The 16,875-nt window shown below is 59.4% G+C and carries 18 protein-coding genes; 10 read left to right on the top strand and 8 right to left on the bottom strand.

All coding sequences use genetic code 11. The annotated features are described in order from the left end of the window. Nucleotides 1–10: 10 nt before the first annotated feature. Nucleotides 11–193 carry a CPXCG motif-containing cysteine-rich protein gene (locus ASC74_RS08555; protein ID WP_008153387.1) on the bottom strand — a complete coding sequence of 61 codons (183 nt, stop codon included), beginning with the start codon at nucleotides 191–193 and terminating at the stop codon, nucleotides 11–13. A 142-nt stretch (nucleotides 194–335) separates the two neighbouring features. On the opposite strand from ASC74_RS08555, the gene ASC74_RS08550 reads away from it, so the two are divergent. After that, nucleotides 336–1,499, top strand: coding sequence for a 1-acyl-sn-glycerol-3-phosphate acyltransferase (locus ASC74_RS08550; RefSeq protein WP_177338841.1), 1,164 nt, complete (start codon nucleotides 336–338; stop codon nucleotides 1,497–1,499). 64 nt (nucleotides 1,500–1,563) lie between these two features. Here the strand turns inward: ASC74_RS08550 and ASC74_RS08545 are convergent, their stop codons facing one another. Both ASC74_RS08545 and ASC74_RS08540 read right to left on the bottom strand, forming a co-directional pair. After that, on the bottom strand, nucleotides 1,564–1,848 hold the full coding sequence (locus tag ASC74_RS08545; RefSeq protein WP_056740831.1) for a hypothetical protein: 285 nt from the start codon (nucleotides 1,846–1,848) through the stop codon (nucleotides 1,564–1,566). A 266-nt stretch (nucleotides 1,849–2,114) separates the two neighbouring features. Continuing rightward, entirely contained in the window at nucleotides 2,115–2,699 is a 585-nt protein-coding gene (locus ASC74_RS08540) for a YajG family lipoprotein (protein WP_056740829.1), read from the bottom strand. 205 nt (nucleotides 2,700–2,904) lie between these two features. Here ASC74_RS08540 and ASC74_RS08535 point away from each other — a divergent pair, with 205 nt between their 5' ends. Together ASC74_RS08535 and mqo are read left to right on the top strand one after the other, a co-directional pair. Further along, a complete protein-coding gene (locus tag ASC74_RS08535; protein WP_056740827.1) occupies nucleotides 2,905–3,138 on the top strand; it encodes a hypothetical protein in 234 nt (77 codons plus the stop codon). Between the two features lie 739 nt (nucleotides 3,139–3,877). Next, nucleotides 3,878–5,386 carry a malate dehydrogenase (quinone) gene (gene mqo / locus ASC74_RS08530; protein WP_056740825.1) on the top strand — a complete coding sequence of 503 codons (1,509 nt, stop codon included), beginning with the start codon at nucleotides 3,878–3,880 and terminating at the stop codon, nucleotides 5,384–5,386. Nucleotides 5,387–5,543: 157 nt separating this feature from the next. Here the strand turns inward: mqo and ASC74_RS08525 are convergent, their stop codons facing one another. The 3 genes from ASC74_RS08525 to ASC74_RS08515 all read right to left on the bottom strand — a co-directional run bounded on the left by ASC74_RS08525 (nucleotide 5,544) and on the right by ASC74_RS08515 (nucleotide 7,125). Next, the gene (locus tag ASC74_RS08525) at nucleotides 5,544–5,831 is read right to left on the bottom strand and encodes a PA4642 family protein (protein WP_056740824.1); all 288 of its coding nucleotides are present in this window, start codon (nucleotides 5,829–5,831) and stop codon (nucleotides 5,544–5,546) included. A gap of 63 nt (nucleotides 5,832–5,894) precedes the next feature. After that, nucleotides 5,895–6,380, bottom strand: a complete 486-nt coding sequence (locus tag ASC74_RS08520) for a hypothetical protein (protein ID WP_056740822.1) — start codon at nucleotides 6,378–6,380, stop codon at nucleotides 5,895–5,897. 187 nt (nucleotides 6,381–6,567) lie between these two features. Further along, entirely contained in the window at nucleotides 6,568–7,125 is a 558-nt protein-coding gene (locus ASC74_RS08515; RefSeq protein WP_046048293.1) for a hypoxanthine-guanine phosphoribosyltransferase, read from the bottom strand. 163 nt (nucleotides 7,126–7,288) lie between these two features. Between ASC74_RS08515 and upp the strand changes: the two genes are divergently transcribed. Both upp and ASC74_RS08505 read left to right on the top strand, forming a co-directional pair. Beyond that, the gene (upp, locus tag ASC74_RS08510; RefSeq protein WP_008025893.1) at nucleotides 7,289–7,927 is read left to right on the top strand and encodes a uracil phosphoribosyltransferase; all 639 of its coding nucleotides are present in this window, start codon (nucleotides 7,289–7,291) and stop codon (nucleotides 7,925–7,927) included. 2 nt (nucleotides 7,928–7,929) lie between these two features. Next, nucleotides 7,930–9,204: a uracil-xanthine permease family protein gene (locus ASC74_RS08505; protein ID WP_056740820.1), complete on the top strand. Its 1,275-nt coding sequence runs from the start codon at nucleotides 7,930–7,932 to the stop codon at nucleotides 9,202–9,204. Between the two features lie 132 nt (nucleotides 9,205–9,336). Here ASC74_RS08505 and hemH read toward each other — a convergent pair whose 3' ends face one another. Together hemH and ASC74_RS08495 are read right to left on the bottom strand one after the other, a co-directional pair. Beyond that, nucleotides 9,337–10,359, bottom strand: coding sequence for a ferrochelatase (gene hemH / locus ASC74_RS08500; RefSeq protein WP_056740818.1), 1,023 nt, complete (start codon nucleotides 10,357–10,359; stop codon nucleotides 9,337–9,339). 13 nt (nucleotides 10,360–10,372) lie between these two features. After that, on the bottom strand, nucleotides 10,373–11,275 hold the full coding sequence (locus ASC74_RS08495; protein WP_056740816.1) for a TIGR01777 family oxidoreductase: 903 nt from the start codon (nucleotides 11,273–11,275) through the stop codon (nucleotides 10,373–10,375). A 196-nt stretch (nucleotides 11,276–11,471) separates the two neighbouring features. Here ASC74_RS08495 and ASC74_RS08490 point away from each other — a divergent pair, with 196 nt between their 5' ends. The 5 genes from ASC74_RS08490 (at nucleotide 11,472) to ASC74_RS08470 (ending at nucleotide 16,776) form a co-directional block, all read left to right on the top strand. After that, a complete protein-coding gene (locus tag ASC74_RS08490) occupies nucleotides 11,472–12,458 on the top strand; it encodes an NAD(P)/FAD-dependent oxidoreductase (protein ID WP_056740814.1) in 987 nt (328 codons plus the stop codon). A gap of 133 nt (nucleotides 12,459–12,591) precedes the next feature. Continuing rightward, a complete protein-coding gene (locus tag ASC74_RS08485) occupies nucleotides 12,592–13,551 on the top strand; it encodes a YbgA family protein (RefSeq protein WP_056740812.1) in 960 nt (319 codons plus the stop codon). Between the two features lie 10 nt (nucleotides 13,552–13,561). Next, nucleotides 13,562–14,503: a MerR family transcriptional regulator gene (locus tag ASC74_RS08480; protein ID WP_056740810.1), complete on the top strand. Its 942-nt coding sequence runs from the start codon at nucleotides 13,562–13,564 to the stop codon at nucleotides 14,501–14,503. Nucleotides 14,504–14,537: 34 nt separating this feature from the next. Further along, on the top strand, nucleotides 14,538–15,983 hold the full coding sequence (phrB, locus tag ASC74_RS08475; protein WP_156400806.1) for a deoxyribodipyrimidine photo-lyase: 1,446 nt from the start codon (nucleotides 14,538–14,540) through the stop codon (nucleotides 15,981–15,983). Between the two features lie 13 nt (nucleotides 15,984–15,996). Continuing rightward, complete coding sequence (locus tag ASC74_RS08470; RefSeq protein ID WP_056740807.1) at nucleotides 15,997–16,776, top strand: SDR family NAD(P)-dependent oxidoreductase; 780 nt, start codon at nucleotides 15,997–15,999, stop codon at nucleotides 16,774–16,776. Nucleotides 16,777–16,875 lie beyond the last annotated feature (99 nt).

Genomic DNA, 16,875 nt, shown 5'->3' with positions numbered 1-16,875 from the left:
GGTGCCCCTTTCATTCGTTTTCGCTGTGAACTTCGAGCAACCATTCCTGACCGTCAGTCTGCAGAACAAACGTGATCGGACGGCAACACACCGGACAGTCTTCGATATAGGTCTGATCGCCACCGGACAAGTCCAGAACGGCCTCTGCCTCTTCACCACAATACGGACATTCGTAGCGCTCGGTTTCCAGCATCGCGGTCTCCCAGGTGACTTGTGCGTATAATCGCCGGTCTATTTGCAGGGCTATTTTTGTCTGGCTAACTTTTCAGACCGTACCCCGTTGGTTTTCGATCAAAACCTTTACTTACCCTAGCCGTTTCTAACAAGAGAGCATGATGGGCGAATTCGATGCCATCCGACCTTACAATGACAGCGAAGTCCCGGCAGTGCTGGACCGGCTGCTCGGCGACAAGGCGTTTCTAGATATCCTCATCCACTTCCGCTTCCCGCGTTTTGCCGGTGCTTTCGGCTGGATGCTCAAACCTCTTATAGCTCATCGGCTGCGCCGTGAGTTCGCTGACGTCACGTCGGTGGCCACGTTGCAGGACAAAGTCGAGATGTACGTCGACCACACCATCGAGCGAGCCACGGACGGTGTGACGTACACCGGCGTCGAGCAGTTCAAGTCCGGCAGCGCCTACCTGTTCATCGCCAACCATCGCGACATCGTAATGGACCCGGCCTTCGTCAACTATGCCGTGTACCACGCCGGCCTGCCGACACCGCGCATCGCGATCGGCGACAACCTGCTGCAAAAGCCCTTCGTCAGCGATCTGATGCGCCTGAACAAGAGCTTCATCGTGCACCGTTCGATCGCCGGTCGACGCGAGAAGATGGCGGCGTATCAGCTGCTGTCGGCCTACATCAATCACTCGATCCGCAACGATTGCGCCTCGATCTGGATCGCCCAGGCCGAAGGCCGGGCCAAGGACGGCGACGACCGCACCGAGTCGGCGATCCTGAAAATGTTCCACATGAGCCGCAAGGACGAGCCGTTTGGCGAAGTCATTCGCTCGCTGAACCTCACCCCGGTGTCGATCAGCTATGAATACGACCCGTGCGATCAAGCCAAGGCGCGCGAGCTGTTCATCCGCGCCACCACCGGCAGCTACACCAAAGTGCCGGGCGAGGACGATGTGAGCATCGCCAAGGGCATCACCGGCTACAAGGGCCGCGTGCATGTGAATTTCGCTTCGCCGATCACCGAGCTGTTCGACGACACCAAGCAATTGGCGATCGAGATGGACCGGCAGATCCTCGGCGGCTACCGCCTGTTCCCGGTGCACTACCTGGCCTACGCCCAGTGGAAAGACGCCGACCCGCAATTGCAGGTGCCGAAAGCCGCTGAGGTGTTTGCGGCGGACGAACTGGCCAAGGCTCAGGAGCAATGGCAACAGCGTCTGGACGCGTGCCCTGAGGAGCATCGTCCGTTCATGGTCCTGCAATACGCGACGCCGGTGCGCAATCAGTACCGTGTGAAAGCAGGTTTGCCGCTGTAACGTTTTTGGCTGGAGACGACAACGGCGCCCTCGGGCGCCGTTTTCATTGCTGCGTATTTTGCTGTCAGACCCGCGTGCTGATCCATGACACCAGCAGCGCCAACCCCAGGCAGGCAAAACCGAATCCATAGAAAAACCGGTTCATGCGCAAGGTCGCCCCGTCCAGCATCAACGTCGGTTCATCGATACGACGGCTCTGGCTTTGCGCTTCGAGAGTGGCCAACGCGCGCTGTTCGCGGCGACGAGTGGCATGCAGCATCCAGCCGCCCGGAAAGGCAAACAACAAGGCCAACAGGTTGATCAACTTGGCGGGATGGTTGGTAAACAGCGAAATCAAATGCAACGACATCACGAACCTCAGCAAAACAGGTGTGGCAGACGCCGAACCGACGACCGCGGCACGGATTCTACCGAAAGCCTCGCCACCTGCCCTTGCTTTCCGACAAATAACGAACCATTTGACCGATTCCTGTCCTGAGTTGCTGACGGGCGTGAGCATGCTGGACTTCTACTCCGAAGCCGCCTGACGCTCCCACAGTTGTTCGGTGGTGTACACCTGAATGAAAAAGCCCGGGGCCATTGCTGGCACCGGGCTTTTTTGAATCCAGCGAAAGTTTATTCGCCGAGAACCTGACCCACGGTCGGATCCTTGAACAGACGCGTCAACGCATCGCTCAACACATCGCTAACCAGCTTGGTATTGGTTTCCTGGTTCGGCGCCATGCCGAAACGCTGGTCCAGCGATGCACCGTAACGGCCGCTGTAACGACGATTGGCATTCTGCACATCGGAGCGGAACGTCGCGCCGATGGTCGCTTCGGTCACGTACATGCCTTCTTTAGGCGACTGATACTTCAGCTCGACCAGGGTCACAGTGATTTGCGGTGCATTCGGTGCGTTGTTGGATGGAGTAAAACCCAGCAACCGCACGGCCGCTTCGGCCTGAGCCTGCAACTTCGGCAGAATTTGCGCGCCCTGCACGGTGATCGCGCTGGTCTCAGGGTACAGGCCACCACGGGTGCCCAAAGTCGGCGACGGACGACCGTCCGCCACACGCACCACCACCGGTTGACCATGACCGACCGGTGCCAGCTGAGTCGTCAGCTTGGGTTCCGGATTCAGTTGTTGCGGGCTGTGGGCGCAGCCGACCAGCGTCAAGCTGGTCACAGTGATCAAACCGAACAACAGGCGTTGCAACATGCTCTTCTCTCCAGAATCAGGCACAAACAGGCCCGCAGTATAGCGGTGGGCCACTGCGGGTAACTAGCACCTCACAGTGATTACTGAAATCTCTGACAAACCCTTCAGACCGCGGTTCCTGTCACAGAGATGTCACCGCCCATACACTTGCTCGTCATGGCTCGCTGGCAACCTTCACAGCAGTCACCCCAAAAGGTACTTCGCCATGCGCTATCTCATCTCGCTGTTCAACCCACGTCCGCTGCATCGCTGCTTCGCCCTGCTCGACCGCAACGGCCATTGCCAGGCATTCAAACAGTGCAGCCTCCAGCCGATGGGTGATGACTGGGTCGAAATCGAAGAAATCCGTCTCAACTGGCTGCACCATCCCCTGCCCCCTAGCGCCCGTGTCAGCCAGCGCCAGCCACGTGCGCGGGTTCAACACCTGTTGACCACCTGACCGAACACCTAATAAAAGTCATTAAACACGACCATTTCCCTGCGTTTCTTCGCTACAATCTCCCCCCGATTATAAGGACGTCTCCTGATCGGGCCTCGCAGCATCGTCAATGCGCTTGTATTGACACCCCGCACCGCCCACAGAGAGCCGCCCACACAGATCGAGTGAAGCTGGCGCGCTTGCTGTTCCTTGAGCAAAACCCCCACTTTTCGCGAATCTGCAGAGCTGTCATTACGCTCGGTTACTGAGCTGTTTGCCCGTTTTGCTTGTCATGTATCCCATGGCGGCAATCCATCCGGGCACGGTGCCAGGCTGGGGCAGCCCTTTTTTGAGGTTCACGTCTTCAAAAGAGCGTGAAAAAAACGGGTTTTCACAACTTCACAAGAGTGTGGCGAGCAAATGAATAGTTTTGCGTCTGAATATGCACCATTAGCGTCTGAAACAGCCCAACGACACAGGACCGAGTACGCCTCGAACACCGGATCCTGAAGCCTGTCCTCTACGGATTTGGTTGCACAAACGGATGTATCGACCATAAGTCGAATTGCCAGCCGCGCGTTGAAGTGAGTTCATGTAACTCTTTTAGACCCGGCCGGTAGCGTCCGTCGAAGTTGCAAAAAATTGCGAAGATTCGGACATGGCGATACTGCCATGAGTACCTGGGGCATCACTGACACGCCCCTGAACACCTGGCAGCCATGCCGACAATTTGGTGCTGCAGATTTTGGAGACGCGTTAAATGGCGCATAACGAAGCAGTCGACGTAGTACTGGTTGGGGCCGGCATCATGAGTGCCACCCTCGCTGTACTGCTCAAAGAGCTCGACCCCGCGATCAAGCTGGAAGTCGTCGAGCTGATGGATTCCGGTGCCGCGGAGAGTTCGAACCCGTGGAACAACGCCGGTACCGGTCACGCCGGGCTGTGTGAGCTCAACTACACGCCGCAGGCCGCCGACGGCACCGTCGACATCAAGAAAGCCGTGCACATCAACACCCAGTTCGAGGTGTCGAAGCAGTTCTGGTCCTATCTGACCAAGAAAAGCACCTTCGGCTCGTGCAAGACGTTCATCAGCCCGGTGCCGCACCTGAGCTTCGTCCAGAGTGACGATGGCGTTTCCTTCCTCAGGGAACGCTTCAAGACGTTGAGCAAGCACCACGCCTTCTCGGACATGGAATACACCGAAGACAAGGCCACCATGGCCGAGTGGATGCCGCTGATGATGCCTGGCCGGCCGGCCGACGAAGTCGTCGCCGCCACCCGCGTCATGAACGGCACCGACGTCAACTTCGGCGCCCTGACCAATCAACTGCTCAAGCACCTGACCAGCGCACCCGATGCCCAGGTCAAGTACTGCAAGCGCGTGACCGGCCTCAAGCGTAACGGCAGCGGCTGGACCGTCAGCATCAAGGACGTCAACAGCGGCAATTCCCGTGACGTCGACGCGAAGTTCGTGTTCCTCGGCGCTGGTGGCGCGGCACTGCCGCTGCTGCAAGCTTCGGGCATCGAAGAAAGCAAAGGCTTCGGCGGCTTCCCGATCAGCGGCCAGTGGCTGCGTTGCGACAACCCGGAAGTGGTCAAACACCACCAGGCCAAGGTTTACAGCCAGGCGGCCGTGGGTTCGCCACCGATGTCGGTGCCGCACCTGGACACCCGCGTCGTCGATGGCAAGAAGTCCCTGCTGTTCGGACCTTACGCCGGCTTCACCACCAAGTTTCTCAAGCACGGCTCCTTCATGGACCTGCCGATGTCGGTTCGCGCCGGCAACATCGGTCCGATGCTGGCCGTGGCGAAAAACAACATGGACCTGACCAAGTACCTGGTCAGCGAAGTGATGCAGTCGATGGAGCAGCGCCTGGATTCCCTGCGCCGCTTCTACCCTGAAGCGAAAGCCGAAGACTGGCGCCTGGAAGTGGCCGGCCAACGGGTGCAGATCATCAAGAAAGACCCGAAAAAGGGCGGCGTTCTGCAGTTCGGTACCGAACTGGTCGCGGCCAAGGACGGTACCCTTGCGGCCCTGCTCGGCGCTTCGCCAGGTGCATCGGTGACTGTTTCGATCATGCTGGAACTGATCGAAAAATGCTTCCCGAACAAAGCGTCCGGTGAGTGGGCTGCCAAGCTCGCGGAAATCTTCCCGGCTCGGGAAAAGGTTCTGGAAACCGATGCTGCGCTGTATCGCAAGATCAACGTGCAGAACAACGTCGCGCTGGAACTGGTTGAAGCCAGCAACGAGACCGAAAGCTACGCTTGATTCGGCCGCATAAAAAACGCCCCGTTCTCATTGAGAGCGGGGCGTTTTTTTTGTGCCTTTAAAAGATCGCAGCCTCGCTACGCTCGACAGCTCCTACAAGTGTGAGCGAACCATTTGTAGGAGCTGTCGAGCGTAGCGAGGCTGCGATCTGTTGATCTTAACCGTGAGCCTTTTCGATCAGTTCGATGTACTCGGCCGCGTTGCGCTGATCCTTGATCAGGGCAACAAAGTCATTGCCGTGCTCATCCTTGCCGTCCAGATCCAGACCGGCTTCGACGAAGAACGTCAGAAAACGCCCGAAGTCATCGATGCGCAGGCCGCGATAGGCCTTGATCAGTTTGTGCAGCGACGGCGACGTGGCGTCGACCGGTTCGAAATCGAGGAACAGCTTGATCTGCTCATCGCCGATCTCGTCACCAATCACTTGCTTCTTATCTTTACGCATTGCCGACTCCAGCTCGCAGACATTTCACGGGGCGGGCAGTTTACCCCTCCCTTGCCACCGGGCTCAACGCGGACGAACAGCGCCCGTGTGCAGATCGGCCCAGACATGGCCGTTGGCGTAGCTGAGGAACTGGCAATACACCGTGTCATTGCGCAACAAGTCGATCACCACCCGGTACTGAGCCATCGGGTAAAACAGCGTCAGGGTTTTGCTTTTGTCGTCGTAGATCGGCTTTTTCAGGCTTTTGCTTTCGCCATCGAAATTGACCAGCACCTGGCTGATGGTCGCGCCCTTGTTCAAGGATTTGCCCTTGAGACGGATCAGCAAGGGTGAGGTCACCGGAATCGGCTGCTGGTTGGACTGGCGCTGGCTGCCGACCACCACCGAGTACTCGGTAACCTGCAACAGCTGTTGCTGCTCGGGCTCCGCGTCACGCAGGGTCAGGTCATCGGGGGGCAAGAACTGCGCGTGCATCGGCGCCGGGGCGGCCGCCAGAGGCAGGCTGACGGTCAGCAACAGGGCGGCGCAGCTGCGGATCAAAAGGCTCATGACGGGCTCCGGAGGGCGGGGCCGAGCACTGTAGCAGCTGCCGAAGGCTGCGTCCGGCTGCGAAGCAGTCGTGAGATCAGGCACCGCGATTCTTCAGTTAAACCGTGGACTCAGGATTTACGACGGCTTCGCCGCCGAACGCAGGCTGCGCCAGCTGCTACAGAACCAGCGCAAACCGCGTCGGGAGTTACATGCCTTTAACGGCAAAAATCCCGTTGGCGTTACGCCAGTAGCCCTTGTAGTCCATGCCGTAACCGAAGATGTAACGGTCGATGCATGGCAGGCCGACGAAATCGGCTTTCAGGTCCGGGCGAGCCTTGCGGTCGTGGTCCTTGTCGATCAGCACGGCGGTGTGCACAGCGCGGGCGCCGGCGTGTTTGCAGTAGTCGATGATCGCGCCCAGGGTGTGACCTTCATCGAGGATGTCGTCGATGATCAGCACGTCACGGTCGAGGAACGACACTTCCGGCTTGGCTTTCCAGAACAGGTCGCCGCCGCTGGTTTCGTTGCGATAACGGGTGGCGTGCAGGTAGGACGCTTCCAGCGGGAAGTTCAGATAGGTCAGCAGCTTGCCGGAGAAAATCAGCCCGCCGTTCATCACGCAGAACACCACCGGATTGCTTTCAGCCAGCTGGTCGTTGATTTGTGCACCGACGCGGGCGATGGCCGCCTCGACTTCAGCTTCGGTGTACAGGCAGTCAGCCTCTCGCATGATTTGACGGATATGCTCGAGATCAGCGGACATGGCGCTCTCCAGGGGGTGGCGGTTCAGGAAAAGCGGGCAAAGGTACGCATCCCGCACGGCCAGATCAAGCGTTTGTGGACTAACGTACTTTATGTCTATAGGACAACACCCTCGGATAGATTAATCTAGGCCGGTTTTTTTGCCCGCCGCCGGAGCCTTTCCCATGCCCATCCTCGAGATCCGCCATCCGCTGATCCGCCATAAACTCGGCCTTATGCGCCGCGCCGACATCAGCACGAAGAATTTCCGTGAGCTCGCTCAGGAAGTCGGTGCCCTGCTGACCTATGAAGCCACCAAAGACCTGCCGCTGGAAAGCTACGACATCGAAGGCTGGTGCGGCACGGTGTCGGTCGAGAAAATCGCCGGCAAGAAAATTACTGTAGTACCGATCCTGCGCGCCGGTATCGGCATGCTCGAAGGCGTGCTGAGCCTGATCCCGGGCGCCAAAGTCAGCGCCGTGGGTGTGGCCCGCAACGAACAGACCCTGCAGGCCCACACCTACCTGGAAAAACTGGTTCCGGAAATCAACGAACGCCTGGCGATGATCATCGACCCGATGCTCGCCACCGGCAGCTCCATGGTTGCGACCATCGACCTGCTGAAAAAGGCCGGTTGCCGGGATATCCGCGCGATGGTGCTGGTGGCTGCCCCTGAAGGCATTGCCGCCGTAGAGAAGGCTCACCCGGACGTGACCATCTACACCGCATCCATTGACGAAAAACTGAACGAACACGGTTACATCATCCCAGGCCTGGGCGATGCCGGTGACAAGATCTTCGGCACCAAGCAGAAGGACGCTTGAGCATGCAGCAAGAGTTCAACGATCCGCTCTGGCGCACGGTGCTGTCGGGTGCGCAGATGCTGTTCGTGGCCTTTGGCGCCCTGGTGTTGATGCCGCTGATTACCGGCCTCGACCCGAACGTGGCGCTGTTCACCGCAGGCCTGGGGACGATTCTGTTCCAGATCGTCACCGGGCGTCAGGTGCCGGTGTTCCTGGCGTCGAGCTTTGCCTTCATCACCCCGATCATTCTCGCCAAGGGCCAGTTCGGTCTCGCGGCGACCATGGGCGGCGTGATGGCGGCCGGTTTCGTCTACACCTTCCTCGGCCTTGCCGTGAAGATCAAAGGCACCGGTTTCATTGACCGTCTGCTGCCACCGGTGGTGATTGGCCCGGTGATCATCTCCATCGGCCTGGCCATGGCGCCAATCGCCGCCAACATGGCGATGGGCAAGGCTGGCGACGGCACTGAGCTGATTCATTATCAGACGGCAATGCTGATCTCGATGCCAGCGCTGCTGACCACCCTGATCGTCGCGGTGTTCGGCAAAGGCATTTTCCGCCTGGTGCCAATCATCTCCGGCGTGCTGGTGGGTTTTGCGATGGCGTTCTATTTCGGCGTCGTTGATACCGCGAAAATTGCCGCCGCCCCCTGGTTTGCGATCCCGCACTTCACCGCGCCGGAATTCAACTGGCAGGCGATTCTGTTCATCGTTCCGGTGGCCCTGGCTCCGGCCATCGAACACATCGGCGGCGTGATCGCAGTCGGTAGCGTAACCGGTCGCGATTACCTGAAAAAACCCGGCCTGCACCGCACCCTGCTCGGCGATGGCATTGCCACCACCGCAGCCGGCCTGTTTGGCGGCCCACCCAACACCACCTACGCCGAAGTGACGGGCGCGGTGATGCTGACCAAGAACTACAACCCGAAGATCATGACCTGGGCGGCGATTTTCGCCATCAGCCTGGCGTTCGTCGGCAAGTTCGGCGCGCTGCTGCAAAGCATTCCGGTGCCGGTGATGGGCGGGATTCTGTGCCTGTTGTTCGGTTCGATTGCGGCGGTGGGCATGAACACGCTGATTCGCCACAAGATCGACCTGAGCGAGGCGCGCAATCTGGTGATTGTCTCGGTGACCCTGGTGTTCGGGATTGGCGGCGTCCTGGTCGGCACCGGCACTGGGCCGGACGACTTCGGCCTCAAAGGCATCGCACTGTGCGCGGTGACGGCGATTGCGCTGAACCTGTTGCTGCCGGGTAATGACAGCTGGAAGCACAAGAAGGCGAATGAATCACTGCTGTAAGCAGGCTCAAGATTATCGCTGACTGACAGGACGCCTTCGCGAGCAAGCCCGCTCCCACATTTGATATTCGGTGAACTCAGATTTTGTGTTCGACACCGATCAAATGTGGGAGCGGGCTTGCTCGCGAAGCTTTTAAAGCGCCAACGGGGCTCTTTCGCACAACGTGCTCAACGCCCGCGCCCACTGCGGATCGTCGTTAAGACACGGCACCAGCACCAACTCCTCCCCTCCCGCCTCGCGGAACAGCTCTTTGCCGCGATCCCCGATTTCTTCCAGCGTCTCGATGCAATCGGCAACGAACGCCGGGCACATCACCAGCACTTTCTTCACGCCCATTCCCGCCAACTCATCAAGGCGCGCTTCGGTGTAGGGTTCGATCCATTTGGCCCGGCCCAGACGCGACTGAAACGACACCGACCACTTGCCGTCCGGCAACCCCATGCGTTTGGCAAACTCTGCAGCCGTACGCAGGCATTGCCCGCGATAACAGGTCGCGACCACTTCCGGCGGCGCTCCAGCGCAGCAATCGCCACCCCCTTCGAAACTGTGACCCGGATTGAGCTTCTTCAGATGCCGTTCCGGTAATCCGTGAAAGCTGAGCAGCAAGTGATCGTAATCCTGCTGCAAATACGGCTTGGCGCTGGCCACCAGCGCATCAAGGTATTCCGCTTGATCGTAGAACGGCTGGAGAATCGAAAACTGCACATCCAACTGCTTATCGCGCACCACCCGCTTGGCCTCCTCGATCACTGTGGTCACAGTGCTGTCGGCGAACTGTGGATAGAGTGGCGCGATCGTGATCTTCTTGTGGCCCTGAGCCGTCAGGCGCACCAGCGCCGATTCAATAGACGGCTCACCGTAACGCATCGCCAACTCCACCGGACCGTGGGTCCACTGGGCAGTCATGGCCTGTTGCAGGCGACGGCTGAGCACCACCAACGGCGAGCCCTCCTCCCACCAGATCGAGGCGTAGGCGTGGGCAGACTGCTCCGGGCGCTTGAACAGGATCAGCGACACCAGCAAACGTCGCACCGGCCATGGCAGGTCGATCACATACGGGTCCATCAGAAATTGATTGAGGTAGCTGCGCACATCCGCCACCGAGGTGGAGGCCGGTGAGCCCAGATTGACCAGAAGCAATGCGTGATCGGTCATGCAACGTCCTATTTCAAAGGCGGCTGGAAAGGTCGTCCAGAGCCGCGCGCAAATCAGTGAACTGGAAAGTGAAACCCGCTTCCAGCAAGCGAGCCGGTACGGCCTTCTGGCCGCCCAGCAACAGCAACGACAATTCGCCCAGACACACCTTTAACGCCAGGGCCGGCATGGGCATGAACGTCGGGCGGTGCAGCACGCTGCCCAACGTCTTGGCAAACTCGCGGTTGCGCACCGGCTTGGGTGCGCAGGCATTATAAGGACCACTGGCGTGTTCCTGACGCAGAAGAAAATCAATCAGGGCGATTTGATCGTTGATATGGATCCACGGCATCCACTGCCGGCCACTGCCGATAGGCCCGCCCAGCCCCACTTTGAACGGCAGCAACAGCCGCGACAAAAAGCCGCCCTCGGCCGACAACACCAGCCCGGTACGAATGAAGATCACGCGAATGCCCGAGCCTTCGGCACGCTGGGCGGTTTCTTCCCAGGCGATGCACAACTGGCTGGCGAAATCATCGATAACCGGTGGCGACTTCTCGGTCAATTCCCGTTCGCCCCCGTCACCGTACCAACCGACCGCAGACCCCGAAATCAACACCTGCGGTTTTTGTTCACGGGTTTCGAGCCAGGCCAGCAGGGTTTCGGTCAGGGTGATTCGGCTGCTCCACAACAGCGCTTTGCGTCTGGTTGTCCAGGGACGATCGGCAATCGGTGCACCTGCGAGGTTGATAATCGCATCCACTGACTCCCGGCCGATGTCCTCGAGGCGGGCCACTCCGCGCACTTGGGCACCGCAGATTTTCGCGACTTTTTCAGGCTTGCGACTCCAGACCGTCAGGTGATGACCCTGACCCAACCAGAGGCGGCAGAGTTGACGTCCTATCAAACCAGTACCGCCGGTCAGCAATATGTGCATGACTACTTCCTCGCGTAGCGTTTTACCCTGATCACTAGTCTATTTTTATAAGCAGGGATCTTTGGTATCGGGCAGGCTCTGTGATTAACAATAGGCCAAGCTGTCAGAACGAGAACGCTAAAAGTTATACCAAAAAACAATATTGTACAGGTTTCAACCACGGCGTAGTCTGTACAGAAAGGTAAACGAGGCCCCTATGACTGTACCTATCGCAATCATCGGCACCGGCATCGCCGGGCTCTCCGCCGCCCAGGCCCTGACAGAGGTCGGGCATGTCGTTCAACTTTTCGATAAAAGCCGCGGCAGTGGCGGACGCATGTCGAGCAAGCGCAGCGATGCGGGTGCTCTGGACATGGGCGCGCAATATTTCACTGCCCGCGATCGCCGCTTCGTCACTGAAGTCCAGCGCTGGCAAGGCAACGGCTGGGTCGCTGAATGGATGCCGCAGCTCTACACCTTCCATGGCGGCCAGCTCAGCCTGTCGCCGGACGAACAGACGCGCTGGGTCGGCACGCCGCGCATGAGCGCCATTACCCGCGGCCTGCTCGGCGACCTGGAAGTGCATTTCGCCTGCCGCATTACCGAGGTCTATCGCGGCGAGGAGCACTGGCATCTGCAGGACGCCGAAGGCTTCACCCACGGCCCGTTCAGTCATGTGATTATCGCCACGCCGGCGCCTCAGGCGACTGCACTGCTGGCCTCCGCACCGAAACTCGCCGGTGCCGCCGCCGGAGTGAAAATGGACCCGACCTGGGCTGTCGCACTGGCGTTCGAGACACCGCTGGATACGCCCATGGAAGGCTGCTTCGTACAGGACAGTCCACTCGACTGGCTGGCTCGCAACCGCAGCAAACCGGGACGTGACAACACGCTGGACACTTGGGTTTTGCACGCGACCAGCGCCTGGAGTCGGCAACATATCGACCTGTCCAAGGAAGCGGTGATCGAGCAATTGCACGGCGCATTTGCCGAGCTGCTGCACGACGCCATGCCCGCCCCGACCTTCAGCCTCGCCCACCGCTGGCTCTACGCCCGGCCCGCCAACAGCCATGAATGGGGAGCCCTGGCCGATGCCGATCTGGGCCTCTATGTGTGTGGCGACTGGTGCTTGTCCGGTCGTGTCGAAGGCGCTTGGCTCAGCGGCCAGGAAGCCGCCCGCCGCTTGCATGCGCATCTGCAGTGAGCCGCATCGATCCGGTAGGAGGCCCGACGGCAAAACCTATACAAACAATTTGACTTGTACACCTTTGAATCTATGATGAAGTTATGTTGTACAGACCGAGCAGTCTGTACAGGTTTAGATTCGAGGTGCTCCGATGCCCCATGTCACCGTGAAACCGAAGATCGCCATCAGCGCCTGCCTGATGGGCGCAGAAGTGCGTTACAACGGCGGGCACAAGGAATCGCGGCTGTGCAGTCGCACCCTCACTGACTATTTCGATTTCATCCCGGTCTGTCCGGAAGTCGCCATCGGTCTCGGCATTCCCCGTGAACCGATCCGTCTGGTGGGCGATCCACAACATCCCGAAGCCGTCGGCACCGTTAACCCAATACTCAATGTCACCCGGCCGCTCGCCGAGTACGGTCAGAAGATGGCCGCGGAACTGGGCGATCTCTGCGGCTACATATTCATGCAGAAATCCCCGTCATGCGGCCTGGATCGGGTCAAGGTCTACCACGCCAACGGTGCGCCGGTGGACGGTGGTGGCCGTGGCATCTACGCCCAGGCGTTCTGCGAGCGACATCCGGATTTACCGGTGGAAGAAGACGGCCGACTCAACGACCCGGTGCTGCGAGAAAACTTCCTCACCCGCGTATTCGCCTATAGCGCCTGGCAGCAGTTGCTGCGCGAAGGCCTGACTCGCCGTGGCCTCACGGACTTTCACTCGCGCTACAAATACCTGCTGATGGCCCACAACCCGGTGCAATACAAAACCCTGGGTAACCTGCTGGGCAACATGGGCCAGACCGATCCGAACGAACTCGGTCCACGCTATTTCAGCGAACTGATGGCGGCCTTGAAAAAATGTGCCACACGCCGCACCCACACCAACGTCCTGCAACACATCAGTGGCTATCTCAAACAGACGATCAGCCCTGAAGACAAACAGGAAGTGCAGCACGTCATCGGTCAGTACCGCCACGGCATCGTGCCGCTGGTGGTGCCGTTGACGCTGCTCAAACACTACTTCCGTCAACACCCGGATCCATACATTGCGCAACAGGTTTACCTGCAACCGCATCCGGAAAATCTCAGTCTGCGAAACGCGATCTAATGACAATCGAATGAAAAGCCCACTCGACACCAGCGCCAGCGAAGACCTCGGCACCGACTTCAAGAAAGCCCTCGACGAAGGCTGGCTGCCGATCCGTGAGGTCGCGCGGCAGACCGGCGTGAACGCCGTCACCCTGCGGGCCTGGGAACGGCGTTATGGCCTGATCGTGCCGCAACGCACGCCCAAGGGGCATCGGCTGTTCTCTGCCGAACACGTTCAACGCATCCTGACGATTCTCACCTGGCTCAACCGTGGCGTGGCCGTCAGCCAGGTCAAGCAACTGCTCGACACCCCGCAGGCCTTTACCGAGTCCGTCGAAAACGATTGGCAAGTGATGCGTCATACGCTGCTGCAAGCGGTCACTCAACTGAACGAGCGCACCCTCGATGACACCGTCAATCAGGCCATGGCGTTGTATCCACCACGAACCTTGTGCGCACAACTGCTGATGCCGTTACTGGCTGAACTGGAGCAACGCTGGCAAGGCCAGTTCGGCGCGCAGATGGAGCGGGTGTTTTTTTACTCTTGGTTACGCAGCAAATTTGGCGCACGCATCTACCATAACAACCGTCAGTTACGCACCGCGCCACTGTTGTTGATCAATCAATCGGACCTGCCACTGGAGCCTCACCTGTGGCTGACCGCCTGGCTGATCAGCAGCGCCGATTGCCCGGTGGAGGTGTTCGACTGGCCACTTCCCGCCGGCGAACTCGCGCTGGCGGTCGATCATCTGCAAGCCCGCGGCGTTCTGCTGTACTCCAGCAAAGCCATGAACCTTTCGCAGCTACCGAAACTTTTGAATGGTGTCAGTTGCCCAAAAATGATTGCCGGACCCACGGTGTGCATCCACCACGCCGAGTTGTCCGCACGAACGTTCAAGATTACTGATTTGTTCCTGGCTGAAGATCCGTTAGCGGCGCATCAGGGCCTGGTTCAGCGTGGGCTCATTTAATGGCGAATTTTTAATGAATCGTACGGACTCCTCTCTGCAATTGATTTGGTTGCGCAGCGACTTGCGCCTACAGGACAACACCGCCCTTTCGGCCGCCGCAGCCCGCGGCCCGACTGTGGCGGTGTATCTGCTGAGCCCGAAGCAATGGCTGGAGCACGATGACGCGCCGTGCAAAGTGGATTTCTGGCTGCGCAACCTGAGCGAGTTACGCAGCGCGTTGGATGAGCTGAACATTCCCTTGTTGATCCGTAAGGCATCTCGCTGGGAGGACGCACCCAAGGTCCTGCTCGATCTTTGCCTACAGTTGAAGATTGACGCGGTGCACGTCAACGAGGAGTACGGCATTGATGAAAGCCGTCGTGACACCGCCGTGGCCAAGACGCTGAAAGCCAATGCCATCGACTTTTATAGCTACCTTGATCAACTGCTGTTCAAACCGGGCACCGTGCTGACCAAAACGGGCACTTACTTCCAGGTGTTCAGCCAGTTCCGAAAGGTGTGCTACGACCGCCTGCGCGGGTCGTTACCGAGACGGGTCTCAGCACCCGCCGTACAGGCGCCGTTGGCGATCAGCAACGACAAGATCCCATCGAACGTTGAAGGCTTCGCAACGCCCAGCGACAGCTTGCGCAGTCTTTGGCCTGCCGGTGAAGCCGAAGCCCACCGCCGCCTCGTCACCTTCGCCGAAGCCCGGATCGACGACTACAAAAACGAACGCGATTTCCCGGCCAAACCGGGCACCAGTCAGCTGTCGGCCTATCTCGCCGCCGGGGTGATTTCCCCCCGCCAATGTCTGCACGCCGCGCTGCAAAGCAATCAGGGCGAGTTCGAAAGTGGCAAGGTCGGCGCCGTCACCTGGATCAACGAATTGCTGTGGCGCGAATTCTACAAACACATTCTGGTGGGCTACCCACGGGTCTCGCGTCATCGCGCCTTCCGCCCGGAAACCGAAGCCCTCGCCTGGCGCGATGCCCCAGATGAACTCCTGGCCTGGCAAGAGGCCCGTACCGGCCTGCCGATAATCGACGCGGCCATGCGCCAATTGCTTGAAACCGGCTGGATGCACAACCGCCTGCGCATGGTGGTGGCGATGTTCCTGACCAAGAACCTGCTGATCGACTGGCGTGTAGGCGAGCGTTTTTTCATGCGTCATCTGATCGATGGCGACCTGGCGGCGAACAACGGTGGCTGGCAGTGGAGCTCGTCCACTGGAACCGATTCGGCGCCCTACTTCCGGATTTTCAACCCGCTGAGCCAGTCGGAGAAATTCGACAGCGAGGGGTTGTTTATCAAGCACTGGCTGCCGGAGCTGGCCAAGCTGAACAAGAAAGAAGTGCACAACCCGGCGAACCTCGGTGGCCTGTTCGGCGTGGCGGATTATCCGTCGCCGATCGTCAATTTGAGTAGCTCACGCCAACGGGCGCTGGTCGCGTTCAAGAACCTGCCATCACGACAACCTGCCGGGCAATTGCCTGACTGAAAAGGAGAATGGGATGAGTTTTACACCTCCACGGCGATACTGGCTGACGGGTGCCAGCAACGGCATTGGCGCCTCGCTGGCCGAAGAAATACTGAAAACCGGAGCTCACCTCGCGGTGAGCGCTCGCTCGGTGGCGCCACTCAAAGTCTTGTCCCAGCGTTATCCGGGACAAGTGCTGGTGGTGGCCGGTGACCTGACCAACAGCCAGACCGTGCGAGAAATCGGCGAGCAGATCGCTGAGGCGTGGGGAGCTCTGGACACGGTGATCCTCAACGCCGGCACTTGCGAATACGTCGACGTTCAGCAGTTCGATTCGTCGATCGTCGAGCATGTCGTGCGCACTAACCTGCTTGCCAGCAGCTATTGCATCCAGGCTGCCCTGCCACTCTTGTGCGCCGGCACCGCGCCGCATCTGGTGGGCGTCGCCAGCTCGGTCACCTACTTGCCGCTGCCGCGGTCCGAGGCTCATGGCGCCTCAAAGCCCGGGCTGCGTTACCTGTTTGAATCGTCGCGAATTGATCTTGCACCGCAAGGCATCGAAGTCACCGTGGTCAGCCCGGGGTTTGTCGAGACTCCGCTGTCGGCGCAAAACATCCCCATGCCACTCAGCTGGCCGGTGGACAAGTCAGCACGCTACATCTTCGCCGAACTCAAGAATCGTCCGCTGGAATTAGCCTTTCCAGCGCTGTTCATGGCCGACCTCTGGCCGCTGTCGAAAGGACCCAACCGGGGGAAACTGGCGATCGGCAAACGCATGGTGCGCAGCAATCCTCCGATCAAGGACCAGCCGTGAAATCACCTGCATCTCGAGGCTGATCGCACCTGGCTGCTGAATCGCAGCCATGAGATCACCCTGTTCGAACCCGGCGACCAAGCGTCCGTCAGGCCTTTC

Source organism: Pseudomonas sp. Root329 (assembly GCF_001424925.1).
GTDB lineage: Bacteria > Pseudomonadota > Gammaproteobacteria > Pseudomonadales > Pseudomonadaceae > Aquipseudomonas > Aquipseudomonas arabinosi.
The sequence above is the reverse complement of the archived record's forward strand: the minus strand, read 5'-3'. Positions and strand labels throughout refer to the sequence as shown.